Annotated in this window: 19 protein-coding genes; 13 read left to right on the top strand and 6 right to left on the bottom strand. The window is 72.8% G+C overall.

Annotation, left to right across the window (positions count from 1 at the left end):
* Window positions 1-58 precede the first annotated feature (58 nt).
* The 3 genes from lepA to AC1VWI_RS16820 all read left to right on the top strand — a co-directional run bounded on the left by lepA (window position 59) and on the right by AC1VWI_RS16820 (window position 4,495).
* A complete protein-coding gene (gene lepA / locus AC1VWI_RS16830) occupies window positions 59-1,924 on the top strand; it encodes a translation elongation factor 4 (RefSeq protein ID WP_499511834.1) in 1,866 nt (621 codons plus the stop codon).
* Between the two features lie 201 nt (window positions 1,925-2,125).
* Window positions 2,126-2,383 (top strand): hypothetical protein, encoded by a 258-nt coding sequence (locus AC1VWI_RS16825; protein WP_361797151.1) that lies wholly within the window; start codon window positions 2,126-2,128, stop codon window positions 2,381-2,383.
* A gap of 234 nt (window positions 2,384-2,617) precedes the next feature.
* Entirely contained in the window at window positions 2,618-4,495 is a 1,878-nt protein-coding gene (locus AC1VWI_RS16820) for an AMP-dependent synthetase/ligase (RefSeq protein WP_499511833.1), read from the top strand.
* 5 nt (window positions 4,496-4,500) lie between these two features.
* Here the strand turns inward: AC1VWI_RS16820 and AC1VWI_RS16815 are convergent, their stop codons facing one another.
* Window positions 4,501-5,040: a response regulator gene (locus tag AC1VWI_RS16815; RefSeq protein WP_499516830.1), complete on the bottom strand. Its 540-nt coding sequence runs from the start codon at window positions 5,038-5,040 to the stop codon at window positions 4,501-4,503.
* 56 nt (window positions 5,041-5,096) lie between these two features.
* Window positions 5,097-9,158 carry a hybrid sensor histidine kinase/response regulator gene (locus AC1VWI_RS16810; protein ID WP_499516829.1) on the bottom strand — a complete coding sequence of 1,354 codons (4,062 nt, stop codon included), beginning with the start codon at window positions 9,156-9,158 and terminating at the stop codon, window positions 5,097-5,099.
* A gap of 239 nt (window positions 9,159-9,397) precedes the next feature.
* On the opposite strand from AC1VWI_RS16810, the gene AC1VWI_RS16805 reads away from it, so the two are divergent.
* Window positions 9,398-11,275: a SpoIIE family protein phosphatase gene (locus AC1VWI_RS16805; protein ID WP_499511832.1), complete on the top strand. Its 1,878-nt coding sequence runs from the start codon at window positions 9,398-9,400 to the stop codon at window positions 11,273-11,275.
* Window positions 11,276-11,687: 412 nt separating this feature from the next.
* Window positions 11,688-12,920, top strand: coding sequence for a radical SAM family heme chaperone HemW (gene hemW, locus AC1VWI_RS16800; RefSeq protein WP_499511831.1), 1,233 nt, complete (start codon window positions 11,688-11,690; stop codon window positions 12,918-12,920).
* A gap of 1 nt (window position 12,921) precedes the next feature.
* On the opposite strand, the gene AC1VWI_RS16795 is transcribed toward hemW, so the two are convergent.
* Both AC1VWI_RS16795 and AC1VWI_RS16790 read right to left on the bottom strand, forming a co-directional pair.
* Entirely contained in the window at window positions 12,922-13,752 is an 831-nt protein-coding gene (locus AC1VWI_RS16795) for a DUF3097 domain-containing protein (protein WP_499511830.1), read from the bottom strand.
* A gap of 30 nt (window positions 13,753-13,782) precedes the next feature.
* Window positions 13,783-14,517, bottom strand: coding sequence for an MBL fold metallo-hydrolase (locus AC1VWI_RS16790; RefSeq protein WP_499511829.1), 735 nt, complete (start codon window positions 14,515-14,517; stop codon window positions 13,783-13,785).
* A 207-nt stretch (window positions 14,518-14,724) separates the two neighbouring features.
* On the opposite strand from AC1VWI_RS16790, the gene hrcA reads away from it, so the two are divergent.
* From hrcA to AC1VWI_RS16750, 8 genes are all read left to right on the top strand, one after another.
* Window positions 14,725-15,741, top strand: coding sequence for a heat-inducible transcriptional repressor HrcA (gene hrcA / locus AC1VWI_RS16785; RefSeq protein WP_499511828.1), 1,017 nt, complete (start codon window positions 14,725-14,727; stop codon window positions 15,739-15,741).
* Window positions 15,741-16,880 carry a molecular chaperone DnaJ gene (gene dnaJ, locus AC1VWI_RS16780; RefSeq protein WP_499511827.1) on the top strand — a complete coding sequence of 380 codons (1,140 nt, stop codon included), beginning with the start codon at window positions 15,741-15,743 and terminating at the stop codon, window positions 16,878-16,880. Before hrcA ends, dnaJ begins: the two co-directional genes overlap by 1 nt.
* A gap of 140 nt (window positions 16,881-17,020) precedes the next feature.
* Window positions 17,021-17,758, top strand: a complete 738-nt coding sequence (locus AC1VWI_RS16775; RefSeq protein ID WP_499511826.1) for a 16S rRNA (uracil(1498)-N(3))-methyltransferase — start codon at window positions 17,021-17,023, stop codon at window positions 17,756-17,758.
* An 86-nt stretch (window positions 17,759-17,844) separates the two neighbouring features.
* Window positions 17,845-21,120, top strand: a complete 3,276-nt coding sequence (locus tag AC1VWI_RS16770; protein ID WP_499511825.1) for a S41 family peptidase — start codon at window positions 17,845-17,847, stop codon at window positions 21,118-21,120.
* Window positions 21,121-21,233: 113 nt separating this feature from the next.
* Window positions 21,234-21,593: a histidine triad nucleotide-binding protein gene (locus AC1VWI_RS16765; RefSeq protein WP_499511824.1), complete on the top strand. Its 360-nt coding sequence runs from the start codon at window positions 21,234-21,236 to the stop codon at window positions 21,591-21,593.
* A 6-nt stretch (window positions 21,594-21,599) separates the two neighbouring features.
* On the top strand, window positions 21,600-22,514 hold the full coding sequence (locus AC1VWI_RS16760) for a ribonuclease Z (RefSeq protein ID WP_499511823.1): 915 nt from the start codon (window positions 21,600-21,602) through the stop codon (window positions 22,512-22,514).
* 40 nt (window positions 22,515-22,554) lie between these two features.
* Window positions 22,555-23,544 carry an adenosine deaminase gene (locus tag AC1VWI_RS16755; RefSeq protein WP_499511822.1) on the top strand — a complete coding sequence of 330 codons (990 nt, stop codon included), beginning with the start codon at window positions 22,555-22,557 and terminating at the stop codon, window positions 23,542-23,544.
* A 104-nt stretch (window positions 23,545-23,648) separates the two neighbouring features.
* Entirely contained in the window at window positions 23,649-24,143 is a 495-nt protein-coding gene (locus tag AC1VWI_RS16750; protein WP_499511821.1) for a hypothetical protein, read from the top strand.
* On the opposite strand, the gene AC1VWI_RS16745 is transcribed toward AC1VWI_RS16750, so the two are convergent.
* Window positions 24,131-24,946, bottom strand: a complete 816-nt coding sequence (locus AC1VWI_RS16745) for an HAD family acid phosphatase (RefSeq protein ID WP_499511820.1) — start codon at window positions 24,944-24,946, stop codon at window positions 24,131-24,133. The genes AC1VWI_RS16750 and AC1VWI_RS16745 overlap by 13 nt on opposite strands.
* Before the next feature lie 264 nt (window positions 24,947-25,210).
* The gene (locus AC1VWI_RS16740) at window positions 25,211-26,083 is read right to left on the bottom strand and encodes an FHA domain-containing protein (protein ID WP_499511819.1); all 873 of its coding nucleotides are present in this window, start codon (window positions 26,081-26,083) and stop codon (window positions 25,211-25,213) included.
* Window positions 26,084-26,106 lie beyond the last annotated feature (23 nt).

The following is a 26,106-nucleotide window of genomic DNA, read 5'->3' as shown; positions in this document are numbered from 1 at the left end:
GAGCCATACGTATCGATCCGACCAGAGGCGACAGGCGCCTCAAGAGACAGGACCCTGCGTGCCCGCGACCCCTTCGAACGTGCCGGAGCCGAGCCGTACCGACCCGGCGCTGATCCGCAATTTCTGCATCATCGCGCACATCGACCACGGCAAGTCGACCCTTGCCGACCGGATGCTCCAGCTGACCGGTGTGGTGGATCAGCGGCAGATGCGCGCCCAATACCTCGACCGCATGGACATCGAGCGCGAGCGCGGCATCACGATCAAGTCCCAGGCGGTCCGTCTGCCCTGGGCGCCCACCGCGGGCGCCGATGAGGGGAAGACCCACATCCTGAACATGATCGACACCCCGGGGCACGTGGACTTCACCTATGAGGTCTCCCGGTCGCTCGCGGCCTGTGAGGGCACCATCCTGCTGGTCGACGCCGCCCAGGGCATCGAGGCGCAGACGCTGGCCAACCTGTACCTCGCGATGGAGAACGACCTCACCATCGTCCCGGTGCTGAACAAGATCGACCTGCCGGCCGCGCAGCCCGAGAAGTTCGCCGAGGAGCTGGCCAACCTCATCGGCTGCGACCCCTCCGACGTGCTGCGGGTCTCCGCCAAGACCGGACTGGGCGTCGAGGCGCTGCTGGACCGCGTCGTGGAGACCGTCCCGGCCCCGGTCGGCGTCGCCGACGCGCCCGCCCGCGCGATGATCTTCGACTCCGTGTACGACTCCTACCGCGGCGTCGTCACCTACGTCCGGGTTGTCGACGGCCAGCTCGGCAAGCGCGAGCGCATCAGGATGATGTCCACCGGCGCGACCCACGAGCTGCTGGAGATCGGCACCAACTCGCCCGAGATGCTGTCGGCCGACGGCCTCGGCGTCGGTGAGGTGGGCTACCTGATCACGGGTGTGAAGGACGTCCGCCAGTCCAAGGTGGGTGACACGATCACCCAGCAGTCCAAGGGCGCCACCGAGGCGCTGGGCGGTTACAAGGACCCCAAGCCCATGGTGTTCTCCGGCCTGTACCCGCTGGACGGCTCCGACTACCCGGAGCTGCGCGACGCGCTGGACAAGCTGCAGCTCAACGACGCCGCGCTGGTCTACGAGCCGGAGACCTCCGCGGCCCTCGGCTTCGGTTTCCGCGTGGGCTTCCTCGGCCTGCTGCACCTCGACGTGATCCGCGAGCGCCTGGAGCGCGAGTTCGGGCTCGACCTGATCGCCACCGCGCCCAACGTGGTCTACCGGGTGGTGATGGAGGACGGCGCCGAACACGTCGTCACCAACCCCAGCGAGTTCCCCGAGGGCAAGATCTCCGAGGTGTACGAGCCGGTGGTGCGGGCCACGATCCTGGCGCCCACGGAGTTCATCGGCGCGATCATGGAGCTCTGCCAGACCCGGCGCGGCTCGCTGCTCGGCATGGACTACCTCTCCGAGGACCGGGTGGAGATCCGCTACACCCTCCCGCTCGCCGAGATCGTCTTCGACTTCTTCGACCAGTTGAAGTCCAAGACCCGCGGCTATGCCTCGCTGGACTACGAGCCCACCGGCGAGCAGACCTCCAGCCTGGTCAAGGTCGACATCCTGCTGCACGGCGACAAGGTGGACGCCTTCTCGGCGATCACGCACAAGGACGCGGCGTACGCGTACGGGGTGCGCCTGGTCGCCAAGCTGCGCGAGCTCATCCCGCGGCAGGCCTTCGAGGTGCCCATCCAGGCCGCCATCGGCTCCCGGGTCATCGCCCGCGAGACCATCCGCGCCATCCGCAAGGACGTCCTCGCCAAGTGCTACGGCGGTGACATCTCCCGTAAGCGGAAGCTGCTGGAGAAGCAGAAGGAGGGCAAGAAGCGGATGAAGATGGTCGGTTCCGTGGAGGTGCCGCAGGAGGCCTTCATCGCGGTGCTCTCCAGCGACGAGGGCGCGGCCAAGAAGAAGTAGCCGCGGCGGCTCGCCGGCGTGGTCCGACGCACCGCACAGGAAGGGCGCTTGTCCGATGACCGGGCAGGCGCCCTTTCGTATGAGCGGACCGGCATTCGGGTGATTGGCAAAAACCCCGGGCCGCGCGGTTTCTGGCGGGGATCGAGGACGTTACTCATCGTGACAGCGGCGAAAGGCGTCGCTGCGGAAGGGGAATGTGAAGTGAAGTACTCGAAGGCCGCGGCCGTCGTCGCCGGTTCCGTGATCGCGCTGGGCGCCGCCGGTGCCGCCGCGTCCCCCGCCTTCGCCGGGGAGGCCCTCCCGCTCGGCAACGGGCCGATGAAGATCCTGGACGCCAAGGACGAGGTCGCCAAGACCGGTCTGAAGGCGGTCACGGGCAAGACGAACGAGCTGCTCGGCGGTGCCGGCAAGACGGGGGGCACCAAGGGCATGATCGGCGGTCTGCCCATCGGCGGCTGAGCGCCGTACTCCCCGCGGTGCCGCCGACGGGTGGCCGGAGCGGCGGCCGGAAGGCGGGCTCCCCGGATTCCGGGCGGGCCCGCCATTATGTGTACGTACCATGTATCCGGTCGTCACGGTTGCATCGCGGTGGCCGCGGCCCCTTACCAAGCGGGCGCCGATTCCCTACTCTGATCACCACTCGTTAGTTACTCACGAGTCACCCAGCAAAGAGGCGGGCCCCCGGAGGTTGTCGTGACCGACACGCAGACTTTGATCGAGAACCGGCCGCCCTCCGTGGCGAACCTGTTCCTGGAGCGCGTCGAGGCGACGCCCGATGCCGAGGCGTACCGCTTCCCGGTGCCGTCGGCCGACGGCGGTCCGGAAGAATGGAGGTCGCTCACCTGGAAGCAGGCCGCGGACCGGGTCCATGCCATCGCCGCGGGCCTGATGGACCTGGGGGTGCGCCCCGAGGAGCGGGTGGCCATCGCCTCCGCCACCCGGGTCGAGTGGATCCTGGCGGACCTCGGCGTGCTCTGCGCCGGCGCCGCGACCACCACCGTCTACCCGAGCACCAACGCCGACGAGACGGCCTTCATCCTGGCCGACTCCGGCAGCCGGGTGCTGATCGCCGAGAACGCCGTGCAGCTGGCCAAGGCCGTCGAGCGCCGCGCCGAGCTGCCCGAACTGGCCCACGTCGTGGTCGTGGACGCCGAGGGCGCCGACCTCGGGGAGGACGGGTGGGCGCTCTCGCTGGCCCAGCTGGAGCAGCGCGGCAAGGTCTACCTGGAGAAGAACCCCGAGGCCGTCCGCAAGACCGTGGGCGACATCACCAAGGACCAGCTGGCCACCCTCATCTACACCTCCGGCACGACCGGCCGCCCCAAGGGCGTGCGGCTGCCGCACGACTGCTGGGCGTACATGGCCCGCGCGATCCAGGCGAACGGCCTGCTGGAGGCGGACGACGTCCAGTACCTCTGGCTGCCGCTGGCGCACGTCTTCGGCAAGGTGCTCACCGCCGGGCACATCACCATCGGTCACGTGACCGCGGTCGACGGCCGCGTGGACAAGATCATCGAGAACCTGCCGGTCGTGCAGCCCACCTACATGGCCGCCGTCCCGCGCATCTTCGAGAAGGTCTACAACGGCGTCGCCGCCAAGGCCCGCGCAGGCGGCGCGGCGAAGTACCGGATCTTCAAGTGGGCCGTCGAGGTCGCCCGCGAGTACGCCAAGGTCACCCAGGACAACCGCCGCCGCACCGGCAACGCCGGCGCCCCCTTCGGGCTCTCCGCCAAGCACGCCGTCGCCGACCGCCTGGTGTACGCCAAGCTCCGCGACGCCTTCGGCGGCAAGCTGCGCGCCTGCGTCTCCGGCTCCGCCGCCCTGTCCCCGGAGATCGGCTACTTCTTCTCCGGCGCCGGCATCCACATCCTGGAGGGCTACGGCCTGACCGAGTCCAGTGCCGCCAGCTTCGTCAACCCCGGCGAGGCCTACCGGACCGGCACCGTCGGCAAGCCGCTGCCCGGCACCGAGGTCCGCATCGCGGAGGACGGCGAGATCCTGCTGCGCGGCCCCGGCATCATGCAGGGCTACCACGGGCTGCCCGAGAAGACGGCCGAAGTGCTGGAGTCGGACGGCTGGTTCCACACCGGTGACATCGGGGAGCTCTCCGCGGACGGCTACCTCACCATCACCGACCGCAAGAAGGACATCATCAAGAACTCCAACGGCAAGTACATCGCGCCGGCCGCGGTCGAGGGCCAGTTCAAGGCCGCCTGTCCGTTCATCAGCAACGTTCTGGTGATCGGCGCCGACCGCAACTTCTGCACCGCCCTGTTCGCCCTCGACGAGCCCACGATCCTCGGCTGGGCGAAGGAGAACGGCCTGGAGGGCAGGCCCTACGCGGAGGTCGTCGGCTCGGAGCAGGTGCGGGTCCTGATGGACGGCTACGTGCAGCGGGTCAACGCGGACCTGCAGCGCTGGCAGCAGATCAAGACCTTCCGCGTGCTGCCGCGCGACCTGGACGTCGAGCACGGTGACCTCACGCCGAGCCTGAAGCTCAAGCGGCCGGTCGTGGAGCGGGAGTTCAAGGACCTGATCGAGGACATGTACGCCGGCACGCGGGAGGACTGAGCGTCTCAGTCACCCACCCGGGGGCCCGGCAGGTCCACGTCGCGCAGCGCGTGTTCCAGCCGGGCCACGCGGCGGGCGAGCGCGGTGACGTCCGGACGGCCGTCGGCGGCGAGCTGCCGCTCGACGGCCGCGAGGCGCTGCTCGATCGCCTCCAGCCGGTCCCGGTCGCGCTCCAGAAGGCCCCGCAACTGGCGGGTCTTGTGGTGCAGTTCCAGGAAGACGGTCACCTTGGCGCGCAGCACCCAGGGGTCGAAGGGCTTGGTGAGGTAGTCCGCCGCGCCGGTGGCGTAGCCGCGGAAGGCGAAGGTGGTGTCCAGGTCGTTCCCGGTCAGGAAGATGATCGGGATGTCCTTGGTCTGGTCGAGGCGCTTGATGTTCGCGGCGGTCTCGAAGCCGTCCATGCCCGGCATCAGGACGTCGAGCAGCACCACCGCGAACTCCTGGCGCAGCAGCGCCTTCATCGCCTCCTCCCCGGAACGGGCGCGCACCAGCGGCTGGTCGAGCGTGCCGAGGATGGCCTCCAGGGCGATCAGGTTGTCCTCCATGTCGTCGACGAGGAGGATGCCGGCCTTCCCCGTGACCGTGGCGGTGCCGCCCGGGGTCACGAGGTGGGCCTCGCGGGGCCGTCGGGGCCGCCGGGGCAGGACCGTTCGCCGTCCCGGCCCGCGTCGGGGTCGAGCAGCAGGTGCGCCGCGTGCAGCAACCGGTCCACGTCCACCGGTTTGGGCACGTAGTCGTTGGCGCCGCAGGCGATCGAGCGCTCCCGGTCGCCCGGCATCGCCTTCGCCGTGAGGGCGATGATCGGCAGCTCGGCGAAGCGCGGGGTGCGGCGGATGGCCTCGATCGTCTCGTACCCGTCCATCTCGGGCATCATGATGTCCATCAGCACGAGGGCGACGTCGGGGTTCCGCTCCAGGGTCTCGATGCCCTCGCGGCCGTTCTCCGCGTACAGGACGGGCATCCCGATCCGGCCCAGGACGTGGGTGAGGGCGAAGACGTTGCGGATGTCGTCGTCGACGATGAGCACGCGGTTGCCGGCCAGGACCCGGCCGGTGCGGCCGTCCCGCCACTCGTCGATCCGGTTCGAGGTGGGCCAGGTGTCCCCCGGCGCGACCGGGCCGGACGTCCGGCGCTCGGCGTCGTACGCCGCGGCCACGGGCACCGGGCCGCCTCCGGCCTCCGCTCCGCCGCCCGCGGGGCCGTGCTGCGGCTCGGGCTCGCCGGCGCCGCCGTGGCCCGCGTACACCGCCGGGACGTACAGCGTGAAGGTGCTGCCCCGGCCGGGCTCGCTCTCCGCGACGATGCGGCCGCCGAGCAGCCCGGCGATCTCCCGGCTGATGGACAGGCCCAGGCCGGTGCCGCCGTACTTGCGGTTGGTGGTGCCGTCGGCCTGCTGGAAGGCCTCGAAGATCACCGGGAGTTTCTCGCCGGGGATGCCGATGCCGGTGTCCCGCACGGCGAAGGCGATCAGGTCGTCGGCGCCCTCGCAGCGCGCCACCCGCAGTTCCACCCGGCCCTGGGAGGTGAACTTGATCGCGTTGGAGAGCAGGTTGCGCAGCACCTGCTGCAGCCGCTGCTCGTCCGAGAACATCTCGCGGGGCACGTCCTCGCTCACGGCGACGTCGAAGGTGAGCCCGCGGTCGAGGGTGACCGGGCGGAAGGTGGCGTGCACGTAGTCCAGCAGCTTGATCAGCGGCAGCTTCTTGGGACGGACGTCCATGCGGCCCGCCTCGATCTTCGACAGGTCCAGGATGTCGTTGATCAGCTGCAGCAGGTCCGAGCCGGAGCGGTGGATCGTGGTGGCGAAGTGCACCTCCTGCTCCGACAGATGACCGTCCGGGTTGTCCGCGAGCAGCCGGGCCAGGATCAGCAGCGAGTTGAGCGGGGTGCGCAGCTCGTGCGACATGTTGGCCAGGAACTCCGACTTGTACTGCGAGGAGGTGGCCAGCAGGGCCGCCTTCTCCTCCAGTTCGGCGTTGGAGCGCTGCAGCTCGGCCTGCTGCCGCTGGAGTTCGTCCGACCGCTCCTGCAACTGCTGGGCGAGCCGCTGGGACTCCGACAGCAGCGACTCCGTGCGGGAGTTGGCGATGATGGTGTTGATCGCCACGCCGATGGTGCTGACGAACTGGTCGAAGAAGGCCAGGTGGACGTCGGAGAAGCGGGAGAAGGAGGCCAGTTCGATGACGCCGAGCAGTTCGTCCTCGAAGAGGATGGGGATGATCACGACACTGGTCGGGGCGGCCTCGCCGAGACCCGAGGTGATGGTGATGTAGTCGGGTGGCGCCTCCTCCACGAGGATGCGTTTCTTCTCCAGCGCCGCCTGCCGCACCAGCCCGTGTCCGGGCATGCCGGGGGTGTCCACCGTGGCGCCCTGCGCCGAGCCGTACCCGGCGATGAAGGCCAGCCCGCGGGGGGCCCGGGGCTGGGCGGTGCCGCTCCGGCCGGCGTCGGTCTGGGCCAGGAAGAACGCCCCGTACTGGGCGTTCACCAGCGGGGTCAGCTCGCGCAGGATGAGGTCGGCGACCTCCATCAGGTCGCGGTGGCCCTGCATCAGGCCGGCCAGGCGGGCCAGGTTGGACTCCAGCCAGTCCTTGGCGCGGGTGGTCTCGCGGAGGTTGGCCACCATCAGGTTGACGTTGTTCTTCAGCTCGGCGACCTCGCCCTGCGCCTCGACCGCGATGCTGCGCGACATGTCGCCCTGGGCGACCGCGGAGGCCACCTCGGCGATGGCCCGCACCTGGGTGGTCAGGTTGGACGCCAGCTCGTTCACACCCGTCGTCAGGCGCTTCCACGTGCCGTACACGCCCTCCACCCGGGCCTGGCCGCCCAGCTGGCCCTCGCTGCCGACCTCACGGGCGACCCGGGTCACCTCGGAGGAGAAGGACGACAGCGTGTCCACCATCGTGTTGATGGTCGTCTTCAGCTCCAGGATCTCGCCGCGCGCGTCCACGTCGATCTTCTTCGACAGGTCGCCCTGGGCAACGGCGGTGGCGACCTGGGCGATGTTCCTGACCTGCGAGGTCAGGTTGTCGGCCATGAAGTTGACGTTGTCGGTGAGGTCCTTCCAGACGCCCGAGACGCCGCGGACCTGGGCGCGGCCGCCGAGCCGGCCCTCGGTGCCGACCTCGCGGGCGACCCGGGTCACCTCGTCCGCGAAGCCGCGGAGCTGGTCGACCATCGTGTTGATGGTGTCCTTGAGCTCCAGGATCTCGCCGCGGGCGTCGACCGTGATCTTCTTCGACAGGTCGCCGTTCGCCACCGACGTGGTCACCTGGGCGATGTTGCGGACCTGCGAGGTGAGGTTGGACGCCATGAAGTTGACGTTGTCGGTGAGGTCCTTCCAGACGCCGGAGACGCCGCGGACCTGGGCCTGACCGCCGAGGTTGCCCTCGGTGCCGACCTCGCGGGCGACGCGGGTCACCTCGTCGGCGAAGGCGGAGAGCTGGTCGACCATCGTGTTGATGGTCGACTTGAGCTCCAGGATCTCGCCCTTGGCCTCCACGGTGATGGTCTTGCCGAGGTCGCCCTGGGCGACGGCGGTGGCGACCTGGGCGATGTTCCTGACCTGGGAGGTCAGGTTGTCGGCCATGAAGTTGACGTTGTCGGTGAGGTCCTTCCAGACGCCCGAGACGCCGCGGACCTGGGCGCGGCCGCCCAGCTGGCCCTCGGTGCCGACCTCGCGGGCCACCCGGGTCACCTCGTCGGCGAAGGCGGAGAGCTGGCCCACCATCGTGTTGATCGTCGACTTCAGCTGCAGGATCTCGCCCTGCGCGTCGACCGTGATCTTCTGCGAGAGGTCGCCGTTGGCGACCGCCGTGGTCACCTGGGCGATGTTGCGGACCTGCGAGGTGAGGTTGGACGCCATGAAGTTGACGTTGTCGGTGAGGTCCTTCCAGACGCCGAAGACGCCGCGGACCTGGGCGCGGCCGCCGAGGTTGCCCTCGGTGCCGACCTCGCGGGCGACGCGGGTCACCTCGTCGGCGAAGGCGGAGAGCTGGTCGACCATCGTGTTGACGGTGAGCTTGAGTTCCAGCAGCTCACCCGTCGCCTCGACCGTCACCTCGCGGGTCAGGTCGCCCCGCGCCACCGCCGTCGTCACCAGCGCGATGTCGCGGACCTGGGCGGTCAGCCGGGCGGCCATCGTGTTGACCGCCTCGGTCACGTCCCGCCAACTGCCCGAGAGCCCACGCACCTTGGCCCGGCCGCCGAGCCGGCCCTCGGTGCCGACCTCGCGGGCGACCCGGGTCACCTCACCGGTGAACAGCGACAGCTGGTCCACCATGCGGTTGACCGCCCGGCCGAGCCTGCGCAGGTCCCCGCGGAGCGGCCGGCTGCCGTCGTGCAGGTCCACCCGCTGCGTCAAGTCGCCGTCCGCCACGGCGTCCAGCACCCGGGTGGCGTTGGCCGCCGGGATGACCAGCGCGTCGATCAGGGAGTTCGCCGCCTGCACGCTCATCGCCCAGGAACCCTGGCCCGGGCTGTCCGCGAGCCGCTCGTCCAGCCTGCCCCGGCGTACGACCTCCCGCTTGACCCGGCCCAGTTCGACGGAGAAGTGCTGCTCCCGCGCGACGATCCGGTTGAACGTTCCGGCGAGTTCGGCCAGTACCCCTTCGGCACCGTCACCCAGCCGCACCCGGAAGTCGCCGTCGCACAGGGAGCGCATCGCCGTGAGCAGCGGCCGCAGTTCCGCCGTGCGTATCCACTCACCGTCCGGCGGCGGGTCGACGACACGCGGACGCGCAGGAGTCGCGGTTTTCGGGGCGGGAACAGCCGATTTAAGAGCCATGACGGCCTTCTTCGGTGACTCGGCGCTTATGAGCGCGCTCAGTCTGTCACGCTGTGCGTGCCGTTAAGGGCGCAATGCCGGATCTGCTCGGGAGCCGCACAGTGGGGCCAGATTCCATGCCACGGGAGTTCGTTTCCCGTACCAGCCTGCCCGGCAACCAGCTGGCGGCCTCCGCGGCACGGAAGTTCGTCCGCGCCGCGCTGGCCGAGTGGACCACGGAGGAGCCGTGGCCGGCCGAGAGCATCGGTGACCACCTCGTGGACGACGCGGTGCTGCTCGTGAGCGAACTCGTGACGAACGCGGTCATCCACGCCGGCACCACGGTCGAGCTGCTCTGCCGGCTGGAGAGCGCGGCACCGGGCGCACGCGAGGACGGCGGCCTGGTCGTCGAGGTCTCCGACCACCACCCCGCCCGGGTCGTCCGCGACCGGGCCGAACTCGCCCGCGAGGGCCGCGACGGCGGGCGCGGCCTGCAGCTCGTCTCCGCGCTCTCCGAGGAGTGGGGCATCACCTACCGGCGCGACCTCAAGACCATCTGGTGCCGGCTGACCGCCGCCCGCGAACGCGGGGAGACGCTGCCTCCGGCGCCCGAGGCCGAGCGCGCCCTGCTGCGCGGACTGCGCGCCACCGAGATCCTCGCGCCCATGGCGCACCGCCTCCCGCGGCGGCACGACAGCGAGTGGATCAACCGCGGCTCGCTCTCCTTCCTCGCCGAGGCCTCCGACCTGCTCGCCGGGCAGCTCGACGAGGACATGGTCGCCTCCCTCGCCGGGCAGCTGCTGGTGCCCCGGCTCGCCGACTGGTGCGCCGTCTGGCTCACCGGGGACGGGCCCGAGGGCTCCGAGCCGCGCCTGGCACGCGTCTGGCACGCGGTGGAGGGCCGCATCGACGGGCTCCGCATGGTGCTGGAGAAGGAACCGCCGCCGCCCGGCTCCCGCCCCGGCGCCGTGCCCTGGCCGTGGCCCGCCGTCGCCCACGGCACGGAAGCGGTCGGCGCGGCACTCGCCTGCCCCCTGGTCACCGGCGGCCGCCGGCACGGCACGCTGCTCCTCGGGCGCACGGGGCTGATGCGCTTCCCCGACGAGGTCATCGGCCTCATCGAGGACTTCGCGCGTCGCGTCGCGCTCGCGGTGGGCACCGCCCGCCAGTACACACGGCAGGCCATGATCAGCCGGGTCCTGCAGCGCGGCCTGCTGCCCGCGGGGCTCGGCGCGGTGCCGGGCGTCGACACGGCCGTCGTCTACGAGCCCACGCGTGCCGACGTCGTCGGCGGCGACTTCTACGACCTCTTCCCTGCGGGCGGCGGCCGCTGGTGCTTCGCCCTCGGCGACGTCCAGGGCCACGGCCCGGAGGCCGCCGCGGTCACCGGCCTCGCCCGGCCCGTCATGCGGCTCCTCGCGCGCGAGGGGTACGGCGTCGCGGAGGTCCTCGACCGGCTCAACCGCGCCCTGTCGGACGAGGCCGCGGCAGCCACGCTCGGCGACGCGCTCGGGCCGGGGTGGGACGCGGGGCCGCGCTTCCTGTCCCTGCTGTACGGGGAGATCGTCCCGGAGGCGCCGGATGGGCCGCAGGGGCCGCAGGGGCCGCAGGGGGCGGGGGAGGGCGCGGCGGGCGGTGGTGGTGCGGGTGGTGGTGCCTTGTGCACGTTGGCCAGCGCCGGGCACCCCCTTCCGCTGCTCCTCACGGGAGGCGGCGCGGTACGGCCCGCGGCGGCGCCGCAGATACTGCTCGGGATCACGGACGACGCGCGGTACCGCAGCGAATCGTTCCGGCTGGCCCCCGGGGACACGCTGCTGTGCGTCACGGACGGGGTGACGGAGCGGCGCAACGGGAGCCGTCAGTTCGACGACGACGACGGGCTCGCGGCCGTGCTTGCGGCGTGCGCCGGGCTGGGGGCGGCGGGGGTGGCGGAGCGGGTCCGGCGGGCGGTGCACGAGTACGACGTGGCGCCGCCGGATGATGATCTCGCGGTGCTTGTGCTTCAGGCCCAGTGAGGGTGCGTTCGCTGTGTGCGGGGGGTGCCCCTTGCGGCCCGGTGGTTGTGTGCGGGTGCGTTGCGGTTGCGGCGGGCGTCCACCCGCCCTCCCTCCCTCCCCCAGCCTTCGGCCGGGGGGACCCCCATCCGGCGCGGTCAGTGCGGGCCTGCGCAACGTGTGCCTGGGTCGGGGCCGCGCCGGCGCACTCCCCCAGCCTTCGGCCGGGGGGACCCCCACAGCGCTCGCGGTTTACGCCTACATCGTTCGGCGCCCGGGTCCGCCGCTCGTCTCCCCCCGGCCGGAGGCTGGGGGAGGGAGGGCGGCGGGGAAACCCCGAACCGCAACCACGACGCGCACCCGCACACGCCCACCGGGCCGCACACGAGGGGACCGGAACCGCCCTCGGAGGGGATGGCGGACAATGGGACGCATGCCATCCGTACTGCCCGACGGGGAGCCCATGCCTGAGGACGGCGCGCTCCCGCCGACCGCCCTGCGCGGGGCGGAGTCCCGCCCGCTGGGGTTCTACCTGCACGTCCCGTACTGCGCGACCCGCTGCGGCTACTGCGACTTCAACACCTACACCGCCGCCGAGCTGCGCGGCACCGGCGGCGTGCTCGCCTCCCGGGAGAACTACGCGGACACCTTGGTCGACGAGATCCGGCTGGCCCGCAAGGTGCTGGGCGACGACCCCCGCCGCGTGGAGACCGTGTTCGTGGGCGGCGGGACGCCCACCCTGTTGCCGGCCGCGGACCTGGCCCGGATGCTGGGGGCCATCCGTGACGAGTTCGGCCTGGCGGAGGGCGCGGAGGTCACGACGGAGGCGAACCCGGAGTCCGTGGACCCGGCGTACCTGGAGGAGCTGCGGGCCGGGGGGTACACGCGGGTCTCGTTCGGGATGCAGAGCGCCCGGCCGCACGTGCTGCAGGTGCTGGACCGGCGGCACACGCCCGGCCGCCCGGAGCAGTGCGTGGCGGAGGCGCGGGCGGCGGGGTTCGAGCACGTCAACCTGGACCTGATCTACGGCACGCCCGGGGAGTTGGACGAGGACTGGCGGGCGTCGCTGGACGCCGCGATCGGCGCGGGGCCGGACCACGTGTCGGCGTACGCGCTGATCGTGGAGGAGGGCACGCAGCTGGCGCGCAGGATCCGGCGCGGCGAGGTGCCGATGACGGACGACGACGTGCACGCGGACCGCTACCTGATCGCGGAGGAGCGCCTGGCGGCGGCCGGCTACGGCTGGTACGAGGTGTCGAACTGGGCGACCTCGGACGCGGCCCGGTGCCGCCACAACGAGCTGTACTGGACCGGCGCGGACTGGTGGGGCGCCGGGCCGGGCGCGCACAGCCACGTGGGCGGGGTGCGGTGGTGGAACGTGAAGCACCCGGCGGCGTACGCGGCGGCGCTCGCGGAGGGCCGCAGTCCCGGGGCGGGCCGTGAGGTGCTGGCGGCGGAGGACCGCCGTGTGGAGCGGATCCTGCTGGAGCTGAGGCTGTCCGACGGCTGCCCGCTCGACCTGCTGGCCCCGGCGGGTGCCGAGGCCGCGGAGCTGGCCGTAAGGGACGGCCTCCTGGAGACCGGTCCTTACCGCGAGGGCCGTGCCGTCCTCACCCTGCGCGGTCGCCTACTCGCCGACGCCGTCGTCAGGGACCTGGTCGACTGACTCAGCCCGGGGCCGTGACGAAGTCGATCAGCTCCTCCACGCGGCCCAGCAGTTCCGGCTGCAGGTCCCGGTAGGAGTGGACGGCGCCCAGGATGCGCTGCCAGGCGGCGCCGGTGTTCTCCGGCCAGCCCAGGGCGCGGCACACGCCGGTCTTCCAGTCCTGGCCGCGGGGGACGGCCGGCCAGGCGGGGATGCCGACGGAGGAGGGCTTCACGGCCTCCCAGACGTCGATGTAGGGGTGGCCGGCGACCAGGACGTGCTCGCCGGTGACCTCCGCGGCGATGCGGGACTCCTTGCTGCCCGGGACGAGGTGGTCCACGAGGACGCCGAGGCGGGCGTCCGGGCCGGGGGCGAAGGAGGCGACGATGGCCGGGAGGTCGTCGACGCCGTCCAGGTACTCGACGACGACGCCCTCGACGCGCAGGTCGTCGCCCCAGACGCGTTCGACCAGTTCCGCGTCGTGGCGGCCCTCGACGTAGATCCGGCCGGCGCGGGCGACCCGGGCGCGGGCACCGGGGACGGCGAGGGAGCCGGAGGCGGTCAGCCGGGGGCCGGCCGCCCTGGCGGCGGCGGAGGGGCGTACGAGGGTGACCACGCGGCCCTCCAGGAGGAAGCCGCGGGGCGTCATCGGGAACACGCGGTGCTTGCCGAAGCGGTCCTCGAGGGTGACCGTGGGGCCCTCGGCGGTCTTCTCGCAGCGGACGACCGCGCCGCAGTAGCCGGTGGACACCTCCTCCACCACCAGGTCCCGTTCGGCCGCGACCTCGGGCGCGGGCGTGGCGGGACGCTTCCACGGCGGGGTGAGGTCGGGGTCGTAGTCGCGGCTGCGCATGCCAGGGATCGTATCCGCGCGGCGCACCGCTCAAGCGGATCCGAACCGGGCGGCGAGCGCGTCCCGTTGGGTGCGGACGAAGCGGGCGTCGACGACGGCGCCGTGGCCCGGCACGTACAGCGCGGTCCCGCCGCCCAGCCGCAGCAGCCGGTCCAGGGTCGCGGGCCAGGAGTGCGGGGCGGCGTCGGGCCCGGCCTGGGGTTCGCCGGACTCCTCGACGAGGTCCCCGCAGAAGACCACGGCCGGCGTGCCCGGCACGACCACCACCAGGTCGTGGGTGGTGTGGCCCTCACCCGGGTGGACCAGCAGGACCTGGCGGTCACCGCCGAGGTCGAGCTCGTAGGAGCCGTCCACGAGGTGGCCGGGGCGTACGAGGGCGTCCGCGGCCCGTGCGGACTCGGCCTCGCCGGCGCCGTGCTTGACCGCGTCAAGGCCCAGCGAGAAGCGCTCGCGGTCGAGGTAGGCGTCGAGGGTCATCTCCCCGAAGACCTGGACGCCCTCGAAGGCGGCGGCGCCGAAGACGTGGTCGAAGTGGCCGTGGGTGAATGCGATGTGCGTCACGTCCCGTCCGGTCAGTTCGCGTACCTCCCGGCGCAGTCCGGCACCCTCGGGGACCGAGGAACCCGTGTCGATCAGCAGCACGCCCTCGTCGCCGACGACGACCCCGACGGTCACGTCGAGGAAGGGCAGCCGCCGCCGCGCCACCCCCGGTGCGAGCTGCTCCCAGCCGCCGGGGGAGTCCGGTGCGGTCGGTGTGGTCTCCACAACGCGACGGTATCCCCGCGGGACGCCTCGCGCCCGCTACGGTGGCCGGTCAAGGACGCCCCCGGGCCGGACCCGTGGACGGCCCTTGCCGAGGTCTTGCCACCCCGCCGTACACTGACTTGGGGAAAACTGGCACTCAGGGAAGAGGAGTGCCAGGCCACGGGGGCGACACGACCCGCACGGTGACCGAGCGACTGGAGGTGCGCGATGCTCAGCGAACGACGGCTCGAAGTGCTGCGTGCCATCGTCCAGGACTACGTGGGCACCGAGGAGCCGGTCGGCTCGAAGGCGCTCACCGAGCGGCACGCCCTCGGCGTCTCCCCGGCCACCGTCCGCAACGACATGGCCGTGCTGGAGGACGAGGGCTACATCCAGCAGCCCCACACCAGCGCGGGCCGCGTGCCGACCGACAAGGGCTACCGGCTCTTCGTCGACCGGCTCACCAGCGTCAAGCCCTTGTCCGGCGCCGAGCGCCGGGCCATCCAGAACTTCCTGGACGGCGCCGTCGACCTCGACGACGTGGTGGCCCGCACGGTCCGGCTGCTGGCGCAGCTGACGCGGCAGGTCGCGATCGTCCAGTACCCGTCGCTCACCCGCTCGACCGTGCGCCACGTCGAGCTGCTCGCGCTCGCCCCGGCCCGGATCATGCTCGTGCTGATCACGGACACCGGACGGGTGGAGCAGCGGCTGGTGGACGCCCCGGCGCCGGTCGGCGAGACCGTGCTGGCCGACCTGCGCGCCCGGCTGAACAGCCGGGTGGTGGGACGCCGGTTCAGCGACGTCCCGCCGCTGGTGCAGGAGCTTCCCGAGGGCTTCGAGCCCGACGACCGGCCCTCCGTCCAGGTGGTCCTCGCCACACTGCTGGAGACCCTGGTCGAGGAGACCGAGGAGCGGATCATGCTCGGCGGCACGGCCAACCTGACCCGCTTCGGGCACGACTTCCCGCTGACGATCCGCCCGGTGCTGGAGGCGCTCGAGGAGCAGGTGGTGCTCCTCAAGCTGCTGGGCGAGGCCAAGGACTCGGGCGTGACGGTGAGAATCGGTCACGAGAACTTCCATGAGGGCCTGAACTCCACATCGGTCGTCTCCGTCGGCTACGGTTCGGGCGACGAGGCGGTGGCGAAACTCGGCGTGGTCGGACCGACCCGCATGGACTACCCCGGAACGATGGGAGCGGTACGCGCAGTGGCACGTTACGTCGGACAGATCCTGGCGGAGTCGTAGTGGCCACGGACTATTACGCCGTGCTCGGCGTACGCCGCGACGCAAGCCCGGACGAGATCAAGAAGGCCTTCCGCCGTCTTGCGCGCGAGCTGCACCCGGACGTCAATCCGGATCCGAAGACCCAGGAGCGGTTCAAGGAGATCAACGCCGCCTACGAGGTGCTCTCGGACCCGCAGAAGAAGCAGGTCTACGACCTCGGCGGCGACCCGCTGTCGGCCAACGGCGGCGGCGCGGGCGCAGGCGCGGGCTTCGGCCAGGGCTTCGGCAACTTCAGCGACATCATGGACGCCTTCTTCGGCACGGCGTCCCAGCGCGGTCCGCGCTCGCGCACGCGGCGCGGCCAGGACGCGATGATCCGGCTGGAGATCGAGCTGGACGAGGCGGCCTTCGGCACGACCAAGGACATCCAGGTCGACACGGCCATCATCTGCAACACCTGCCACGGCGAGGGCGCGGCCCCGGGCACGACCGCGCAGACGTGTGACATGTGCCGCGGCCGCGGTGAGGTCTCGCAGGTCACGCGGTCCTTCCTGGGCCAGGTCATGACCTCCCGGCCGTGCCCCCAGTGCCAGGGCTTCGGCACCGTCGTCCCCACCCCGTGCCCGGAGTGCGCGGGCGACGGCCGGATCCGGTCGCGGCGCACGCTCACGGTCAAGATCCCGGCCGGTGTCGACAACGGCACCCGCATCCAGCTCGCGGGCGAGGGCGAGGTCGGCCCCGGCGGCGGCCCCGCCGGCGACCTGTACGTCGAGATCCGCGAGCTGCCGCACCAGGTCTTCCAGCGGCGCGGCGACGACCTGCACTGCACCGTCACCATCCCGATGACGGCCGCGGCGCTGGGCACCAAGGTCCCGCTGGAGACCCTGGACGGGCTGGAGGAGATCGACATCAGGCCCGGGACGCAGTCCGGCCAGTCGATCCCGCTCCACCAGCGCGGCATCACCCACCTGCGGGGCGGCGGCCGGGGTGACCTCATCGTGCACGTCGAGGTCCAGACCCCGGGCAAGCTCGACCCCGAGCAGGAGGAGCTGGTGCGCCGCCTGGCGAAGCTGCGCGGCGAGGAACGGCCCATGGGGCAGTTCCAGCCGGGCCAGCAGGGCCTGTTCTCCCGCCTGAAGGACGCGTTCAACGGGCGCTAGCGCGACACGGCCGGGCCGACGGAGCCCGGCCGCCCACCGGCCCGCGGTCCGGGGTGGACACCCTGGACCGCGGGCCGTCGCGTGCCGTGAAACGATGGGCGCATGGCCGCCCTGACCCACCGCTCCCCGAGGACCGCGCCGTGACCGCACCCGTCTTCGTCGTCGAACCCGGAGCGCTGGGCCCGGACCGCATCACGCTCCGCGGCCCCGAGGGGCGGCACGCGGTGTCCGTGCGCCGGCTGCGGGTCGGCGAGGAGATCGTGCTCACCGACGGCCTGGGACGCGGCGCGTACGGCACGGTGGCGGCCGTCGACGGCAAGGACACGCTCGAGGTCGCCGTCGCCGACGTCCGCGAGGAGGCCGAGCCCCGCCCGCGGATCACCGTCGTCCAGGCGCTGCCCAAGGGCGACCGCGGGGAACTCGCCGTCGAGACCATGACCGAGGTCGGCGTCGACGCGGTCGTGCCGTGGGCCGCCGCGCGCTGCATCACCCAGTGGAAGGGCGAGCGCGGCGCCAAGTCCCTGGCCAAGTGGCGTTCCACCGCCCGCGAGGCCGCCAAGCAGGCCCGGCGCCTGAGGTTCCCCGAGGTCGCCGAGATGATGACGACCCGTCAGCTCGCCGGGCTGCTGTCCGGTGCGGCGTTCGCCGCGGTCCTCCACGAGGAGGGCTCCGAGCCGCTCGCCGCCGCCCCGCTGCCGCCCGAGGGTGACATCGTGCTCGTTGTCGGCCCCGAGGGCGGGGTCTCCCCGGAGGAGCTCGACGCCTTCGCCGAGGCCGGCGCCAAGCCGTACCGACTCGGCGCCAGTGTCCTGCGCACCTCCACCGCCGGCGTCGCCGCGACCGCCCTCCTGCTCGGCCGCACCGGTCGCTGGGGCTGAGGCGGCGGCCGGGCCGGAATCCCCCCGGCGGGCAATGAGATCGAAAACCCCTGACCAGCAGGGCGCCGGGTGGTTAGTGTGACGACGTGACGCAGCCGCAGCCTTCGCACCCCGCGTACCTCCGCTTCCCGCACCTGCACGGTGACCTGATCACCTTCACCGCCGAGGACGACGTCTGGGCCGCCCCGCTGGACGGCGCCGGCCGGGCCTGGCGGGTCAGCGCGGACAACATGCCCGTCGGCCATCCGCGGTTCTCCCCCGACGGGGCGCTCATCGCGTGGACCTCCACGCGGGACGGCGCACCCGAGGTGCACGTCGCGGCCACCGACGGCGGGCCGTCGAAACGCCTGACGTACTGGGGCAGCGGCCGCACCTCCGTGCGCGGCTGGACGCCCGGGGGCGACGTACTGGCGATCAGCACGTCCGGGCAGGCGTCGCTGCGCCGCAGCTGGGCGCGGGCGATCCCGGTCGACGGCGGTCCCGCGTCCACGCTGCCGTACGGGCCGGTCGGCGACGTCGCCCACGGGCCGGACGGGGCCGTGCTGTTGCTGTCGGCCACGATGGGCCGCGAGGCCGCGGCCTGGAAGCGCTACCGGGGCGGCACCGCGGGCAAGCTGTGGATCGACCGCACCGGCGACGGGGAGTTCGAGCGGATCCACGCCGGCCTGGACGGCAACCTGGAGTGCGCGATGTGGGTGGGGGAGAGGATCGCCTTCCTCTCCGACCACGAGGGCGTCGGCGCGCTCTACTCCAGCCTTCCCGACGGCAGCGACCTGCGCCGCCACACCGCCGTGGAGGACGGCGCCTTCTACGCGCGGCAGGCCGCCACCGACGGCACCCGCGTCGTCTACACCAGCACCGGCCGGCTGTTCCTGCTGGACGACCTCGACGGCGCGCAGGCCCGTCCGGTCGAGGTACGCCTCGGCGGCCAGCGTGCCGACCTGCAGCCGCACCCGGTCCACGCGGCCCACCACCTCGGCGACGCCCGGCCCGACCACACCGGCCGCGGCAGCGCGGTGGAGATCCGCGGCACCACGCACTGGGTCACCCACCGCGGCGGCCCGGCGCGGGCGTTGTCCGCCGAGCCGGGGGTGCGCACGCGGCTGCCGCGGGTGTTCGGCGGCGAGGGCGACCAGCAGGTCGTCTGGGTCACCGACGCCGAGGGCGAGGACGCGCTGGAGATCGCCCCCGCGGCGGGCTCCGGCACGGCCGCGCCCCGCCGGCTGGCCGCGGGGCGGCTCGGCCGGGTCCTGTCCATGAGCGTCTCCCCGGACGGCCACCGGATCGCCGTCGCCTCGCACGACGGCCGGGTGCTGCTCGTCGAGGCCCAGACCGGCGAGGTCCGCACCGTCGTCGAGGGCGAGCACGGCCACGCGAGCGGCCTCGCCTTCTCGCCCGACTCGGGCTGGCTCGCCTGGTCGCACGCCGGCCCCGATCCGCTGCGCCAGCTCAAGCTCGCCTCGACCGCCGACCTCACCGTCGTCGACGCGACCCCGCTGCGCTTCCGGGACTTCTCGCCCGCCTTCACCGCCGACGGCAAGCACCTGGCGTTCCTGTCCGAGCGCTCCTTCGACCCGGTCTACGACGAGCACGTCTTCGACCTCGCCTTCCTCGGTTCCTGCCGCCCCCACCTGATCACGCTCGCCGCCACCACCCCCTCGCCCTTCGGCCCGCAGCGCCACGGGCGGCCGGTCGACTCCTCGTCCGAGGACAAGGACGGCGACGACCGCGGCCAGGACGAGGGCAAGAAGGACTCCCGCAAGGAGGACGGCGAGGACCGGCACCGCACCCCCGTCACCAAGGTGGACGCCGAGGGCCTGGCCGACCGCATCGTGCCCTTCCCGGTGGAGGCTGCCCGCTACTCCACGCTGCGCGCGGCCAAGGACGGCGTCCTGTGGCTCCGTCACCCCGTGCGCGGCGTCCTGGGGGCGAGCCTGGCCTCGCCCGAGGCCGAGCCGCCGTCCACCGCGCTGGAGCGGTACGACCTCAAGCAGCTGCGCGTGGAGGACATCGCCGACGACGCCGACGACTACGCCGTCAGCGGGGACGGCAACAAGGTGCTGGTGACGTCCGGTCACCGGCTGCGGGTGGCCGCGGCCGACCACAAGTCGGCGCCGTCCGACGACGAGACCGACAGCAACGTGACCGTCGACCTCTCCCGGGTCCGCGTCACCGTGGACCCGCAGGCCGAGTGGCGTCAGATGTACGACGAGTCGCACCGGCTGATGCGGGACAACTTCTGGCGCGCCGACATGGGCGGCGTCGACTGGGACGGCGTGCGCGAGCGCTACCGGCCCGTCCTGGACCGGGTCGCCACCCACGACGACCTCGTCGACCTGCTGTGGGAGGTGGCGGGCGAGCTCGGCACCTCGCACGCCTACGTCACCCCGCCCGGCGGCCGCGGTGACGCGCTGAACCGCCAGGGCCTGCTCGGCGCGGACCTCGCCCGCGACGCGGACGGCGTGTGGCGCGTGGAGCGGGTGCTGCCCTCGGAGACCTCCGACCCCCGGGCCGGGTCCCCGCTGGCCGCGCCGGGCGTCGCGGTCCGCGCCGGCGACGCGATCCTCGCGGTGTACGGACGGCCCGTGGACCCGCTGGCCGGCCCCGGCCCGCTGCTGCTCGGCACCGTGCGCAAGCCGGTGGAGCTCACCGTCGGCCCGGCCGACGGCGGGGCGGTGCGCCATGTCGTCGTCGTGCCCATCGGGGACGAGGAGCCGCTGCGCTACCACGACTGGGTGGCCGGGCGCCGGGCGTACGTGCGCGAGCTGTCCGGCGGGCGGCTGGGGTACCTGCACGTGCCCGACATGGTCGGCTCCGGCTGGGCCCAGATCCACCGCGACCTGCGCGTGGAGGTCACCCGGGAGGGTCTGGTCGTGGACGTGCGGGAGAACCGCGGCGGCCACACCTCCCAACTGGTCGTGGAGAAGCTGGCGCGGCGGATCGTGGGCTGGGACCTGCCGCGCGGGCTGCCCGCCTTCAGCTACCCGCTGGACGCGCCGCGCGGGCCCGTCGTGGCCGTCGCGAACGAGTTCTCCGGCTCGGACGGCGACATCGTCAACGCGGCGATCAAGGCGCTGGGGATCGGGCCCGTGGTGGGCACCAGGACCTGGGGCGGCGTCATCGGCATCGACTCCCGCTACCACCTGGTCGACGGGACGCTGGTCACCCAGCCCAAGTACGCCACGTGGCTGGAGGGCGTGGGCTGGGACGTGGAGAACCACGGTGTCGACCCGGACGTGGAGGTCGTCCACACCCCGCAGGACTCGGCCGCAGGGCGCGACCCGCAGCTGGACGAGGCCGTGCGCATCGCCCTGGAGGCGCTGGAGGCCAACCCGGCCCGTACCGCGCCCCCGTTGCCGTAGCGGTGTGGGCGGGGCGGGGCCCGGCGCGACCCGGCCCTCGCGACGGCGCGCCGCCGCGAGGGGCACCGGTAGCATGCGGGACGTACTGATCAACCCCTGGACGGAGGCGTCAGGTGGCGGGAGAACCGCAGGCGGACTGCCTGTTCTGCAAGATCGTCGCGGGGAGCATCCCCGCGACCGTCGTGCGGGAGACCGAGACGACGGTCGCGTTCCGCGACATAAACCCCCAGGCACCGACGCACGTCCTGGTCATCCCCAAGGCGCACTACCCGGACGCCGCCTCACTGGCCGCCCAGGCGCCCCAGCTCGCCGCGGACGTGCTGCGGGAGGCGGGCGAGGTCGCGGCCGGGGACAAGGTGGACGGCACCGGCTACCGGGTCGTCTTCAACACCGGCGCGGGGGCGGGCCAGACCGTCTTCCACGCGCACGCCCACGTGCTGGGCGGCCGTGGCCTCGAGTGGCCTCCCGGATAACCACCGGTGTCCGCACGTGAATTGGTCGTGCTCGGCACGGCCAGCCAGGTCCCGACCCGGCACCGCAACCACAACGGCTACTTCCTGCGCTGGGACGCCGAGGGCATCCTCTTCGACCCGGGCGAGGGCACCCAGCGTCAGATGCTGCGGGCCGGTGTGGCGGCGCACGACCTCACCAGGCTGTGCGTGAGCCACTTCCACGGGGACCACAGCCTGGGCCTGGCCGGGGTGATCCAGCGGATCAACCTCGACCGGGTGCCCCACCCGATCACCGCCCACTACCCCGAGTCGGGCAGGCGGTTCTTCGACCGGCTGAGGTACGCCACCGCCTACCGCGAGACCGTGCGGCTGCGCGAGGAACCGGTGGCGGGCGAGGCCGCGGTGCTGGTCGACTCCGAGGCCTTCCTGCTGGAGGCGCGCCGGCTGTCGCACCCGGTGGAGGCGTACGGCTACCGGCTCGTCGAGCCCGACGGGCGCCGCATGCTGCCGGAGCGTCTGGCCGCGCACGGCATCACCGGCCCGGCGGTGGGCCGGCTGCAGCGCGAGGGCGAGGCGGACGGGGTGACGCTCGCCGAGGTGAGCGAGACGCGCCCGGGTCAGCGCTTCGCCTTCGTGATGGACACCCGGCTGTGCGACGCGGTGTACGCCCTCGCCGACGGCTGCGACCTGCTCGTCATCGAGTCGACCTTCCTGGACGAGGACGCCGCGCTCGCCGAGGAGCACGGCCACCTGACGGCCGGCCAGGCAGCCCGGGTGGCGGCCGAATCGGGCGTACGGCACCTGGTGCTCACGCACTTCTCGCAGCGCTACACCGACCCGGCGGACTTCGAGCGCCAGGCCCGGGACGCGGGTTTCCAGGGCGAGCTGACGGTCGCCCAGGACCTCGGCCGGGTCGCCGTGCCGAAGCGCCGCCAGGCCTAGCCGGAGCCGTCCGTACGCCTGTGACCTGTACGGTTGCGGGGTGAGTATCCCGAAGGCCGAACTCCATCTGCACATCGAAGGCACCCTCGAACCCGAGCTCGCCTTCACCCTCGCCGAGCGCAACGGGGTCGACCTGCCCCACGCCTCGACCGAGGAGCTGCGGCAGGCCTACTCCTTCAGCGACCTGCAGTCCTTCCTGGACCTGTACTACGCGCTCATGGCCGTGCTCCGCACCGAGCAGGACTTCGCGGACCTCGCCGACGCCTACCTCGCCCGGGCCGCCGCGCAGGGCGTGCGGCACGCCGAGGTCTTCTTCGACCCGCAGGCGCACACCGCGCGCGGCGTCCCGATCGGCACCGTCGTCGAGGGCCTGGCGCGGGCCCTGGACGGCAGCCGGGAGCGGCACGGCGTGAGCACGCGGCTGATCATGTGCTTCCTGCGGGACGAGCCGGCCGAGTCCGCGCTGGAGACCTTCGAGGCCGCCCGGCCCCACCTGCACCGGATCAGCGCCGTCGGCCTGGACTCCGCCGAGGTCGGCCACCCGCCGTCGAAGTTCCGCGCGGTCTACGAGGCCGCCGCCGCGGCGGGCCTGCGCCGGGTCGCGCACGCGGGTGAGGAGGGCCCTCCGGCGTACGTGTGGGAGGCGCTGGACGTGCTCGGCGTCGACCGGATCGACCACGGCATCCGCAGCATGGAGGACCCGGAGCTGGTGGCCCGGCTGGTCCGCGACCAGGTGCCGCTGACCGTCTGCCCGCTGTCCAACGTGCGGCTGCGCTGCGTGGACACCCTCGCCGACCATCCGCTGCCCGCCATGCTCGACGCGGGGCTGCTGGTCACCCTGAACTCCGACGACCCCGCCTACTTCGGCGGCTACGCGGGCGACACCTTCGACGCCGTGGCCGGTGCGCTCCCGCTCGGCGAGGACGCCCTGCGGCGGATGGCCCGCAACTCCTTCCTGGCCGCCTTCCTCGACGACGACGAGGAACTGCGCGCCCGGTACCTCGCCGAGGTGGACGCACACATCTTCTGAGCGCGTTCTGAGCGCGTTCTGAGCGCGTTCTGAGTGCGTGCGCGCGTGCCGGCATGAGTACGCGCACTCATGCGGGCCGCACCGCGCGGGCGGAGCATGGAGTCATGCGAAGGCACCTGATACGGCCCGCTGCGGCCGTCACGCTGATCGTGACCACGCCCGTCGCCACCTGGGGGCTCATGGGCCGGCAGGACGCGGCCGGCTTCGAACCCGCCGAACTGGACTACCTGGTACGGCCCTTCGCCATCCCGGAGGGGGCGGAGACCGCGATCGGCGTGGCCGCGGCCGTGCTGCTGGGCCGGGCCTCCCGTCCCGGGCCGGACCGCTTCGACGGCCGGTGGTGGGAGGTCATCGGGCCGCTGCTCGCGGCCGGACTGCTGGCCGGAGCGATCTGGCGGACGGTGACCGCCGGGGTCATCGGCGCCAACATCGGCGCCGGGCTGGCGATCCTGCTCGGCGGGCCGGTGGTCGCCGGGCTGGTGCTGTGGTCGCTGGGCCGGGGCCTGTGGCTGGCCCGCTCGCGGCGCCGCGGCACCCGCCCCCCGCGCGGGGGGACGGGCACCGCGGGCTGGCGGCCCGCCGCCGGTCAGGGCACGTAGTACATCGGGTTGGGGAGCTTGAACGACTTGTCGGCGTGCCCGCCGTTCAGGTCGCTGTACTGGTCGCCGAAGTTGGCGACGATGTCGTACCCCTGCGCCTCGATGTGGGCCCGGGTGCCCGCCTTGTAGTCGACGGTGGAGCAGGTCCACGTCGGGGCGGAGCAGGGCAGGTAGCCGGTCGCGACCTTGTTCTTGAGGAAGAAGTGGGCCGGGTCGGCGGTGGAGGTGTAGCCGGCGGTCCCGAGGTTGCGGACGCTCGCGGCGCGCTGCGTCTCCGGGCGGCCGGTGATCCAGAAGACCGTCACGCCGTGGTCGGCGGCCCAGTTGGCCAGCTGGGGCATGCCGAAGACCGGGGCCATGTCCTTGTTCTGGATGTAGGCGTCGTTCGAGGCCGGCGTGTAGTTGAAGCCCACCTCGAGCTCGTAGTTGTACGTCAGCAGGGACGTGTCGTCGACGTCCAGGACGATCGCGGGCTTGCCGTGGCGGTGGTGCGCGGACTTCGCGAGGGCGTCCCGCAGGTAGTCCTGGGCCTTCTTCTCGATGCCGGCGACCTGCTTGGCGTAGTTGCCGTCGGTCGCGGCCTGGTGCTCACCGGAGGCGTCGACGGTGTCGCCGTAGTACGCCTTGATGTCGTTGACCACGTCGGTCAGGTTGGGGATCTGCTTGTCGCTGCGCGGCACGGAGGTGTCCGCGGTCGCCGCGCCGACCCCGTAGAGGGTGGCGGCCGCCGCCACCGCGGCGACGGCGGCGGCGAGGGTGCGGGTGCGCCCGCGGGTGAACACGGACGGTCTGGCAGCGGGCATCTGGGGGGCTCCTTCGATCCGGCCGGAGGGCACGCACGGCCGGGCCCACGCGCTTGGGGGGAACGCCCGGCCCTGCGGGGCTCGTTGACGCGGCGACGCTAAGGGCCCCGATCATGCTGGTCAAGGGCTGTCTACGCGCGATGACCCCGAATCGCCGCCCGAGGACGGATCAGCCCAGGTCGCCACGTGCGGAAAGGACCGGCAAAGCTTTGGTATGCCGCCGCGACCGGGCCCCGCGCCGCCGTGCCCGTACCCGTCCGAGGGTCAGTGGCGGTGCCGTCCCGGACGCCGCCGCCCCGACGTGGCGCCCCTCCTGCGGGTAGCCCTCGACAGGGCCGCGCCGCCCGCGAAGAGCACGACGCCCACCGCGAACGCGGTGAAGCCCAGCGGTGCCTTCGGCAGCCCCCACAGGGTCTCCGCGAAGGGGTCCGGCGGGGCCTGTGCGCTGCCCACGCCGCCCAGCAGGCTGAGGATCAGGGAGACCCAGACGGCGAACCCGGCGAGCGCCACCAGCACCCCGGCGGCCATGAGCACCCGGCCCGGCCCGCGCACCCGGAACAGCCCGCTGAAGGCCTCCTCGGCGGCCCCGGGGTCGTCCGCCTCCCGCCGGTCGCCGCCGGCCGCGTAGTGCCGGCGCCCGGCGAGGTACTGCGCGCGCCCGGACGGGTAGCGGCGGGTGGGGCCGGGCCCGGACCGGCCCCGGGTGTCCCCGAGGTCGTGGAGCACGGTCAGCGGCGGGGGAGTGCCACCCGTGGCATCCGCGGCTTCCGCGGCCTCTCCGGCTTCCGGGGGGTCCGCCCCGTGCCCGGGGTCCGCCTGCCGGGCCGACTCCACCGACAGCCGCAGCTCGACGTGGCCGATGCGGAGCAGATCACCGTCGTGGAGGGGGCGCGGTGCGTCGAGCAGGGTCCCGTTGAGGTAGGTGCCGTTGGTCGAGCCGAGGTCGCTGAGCACCACGTGGCTCCCGGCGCGGTTCATCGCGGCGTGCCGCCGGCTCACGCCCTCCGCGTCGAGCCGGATCCCGCTGCCGGCGAGCCTGCCGATCTCGCAGTAGCCGGCCGGTACGGGGTAGGCCCGTCCGGTGTCCGGCCCCGTGGTCACGATCAGTTGTGGCGGTGCGGCCGAGTGTCCGGGCATCTCCAGCCCCTGGGGGTCATCCG

Source organism: Streptomyces sp. TOM-9 (assembly GCF_056858595.1).
The sequence above is the reverse complement of the archived record's forward strand: the minus strand, read 5'-3'. Positions and strand labels throughout refer to the sequence as shown.

What these genes read in the sequence shown, in the direction of transcription:
- AC1VWI_RS16745 (WP_499511820.1), bottom strand. Translation starts at nt 24,946, where the DNA reads ATGCCCGCTGCCAGACCGTCCGTGTTCACCCGCGGGCGCACCCGCACC.
- AC1VWI_RS16810 (WP_499516829.1), bottom strand. Translation starts at nt 9,158, where the DNA reads ATGCGCTCCCTGTGCGACGGCGACTTCCGGGTGCGGCTGGGTGACGGT.
- AC1VWI_RS16815 (WP_499516830.1), bottom strand. Translation starts at nt 5,040, where the DNA reads ATGGAGGACAACCTGATCGCCCTGGAGGCCATCCTCGGCACGCTCGAC.
- AC1VWI_RS16740 (WP_499511819.1), bottom strand. Translation starts at nt 26,083, where the DNA reads ATGCCCGGACACTCGGCCGCACCGCCACAACTGATCGTGACCACGGGG.
- AC1VWI_RS16750 (WP_499511821.1), top strand. Translation starts at nt 23,649, where the DNA reads ATGCGAAGGCACCTGATACGGCCCGCTGCGGCCGTCACGCTGATCGTG.
- AC1VWI_RS16805 (WP_499511832.1), top strand. Translation starts at nt 9,398, where the DNA reads ATGCCACGGGAGTTCGTTTCCCGTACCAGCCTGCCCGGCAACCAGCTG.
- hemW (WP_499511831.1), top strand. Translation starts at nt 11,688, where the DNA reads ATGCCATCCGTACTGCCCGACGGGGAGCCCATGCCTGAGGACGGCGCG.
- hrcA (WP_499511828.1), top strand. Translation starts at nt 14,725, where the DNA reads ATGCTCAGCGAACGACGGCTCGAAGTGCTGCGTGCCATCGTCCAGGAC.
- AC1VWI_RS16795 (WP_499511830.1), bottom strand. Translation starts at nt 13,752, where the DNA reads ATGCGCAGCCGCGACTACGACCCCGACCTCACCCCGCCGTGGAAGCGT.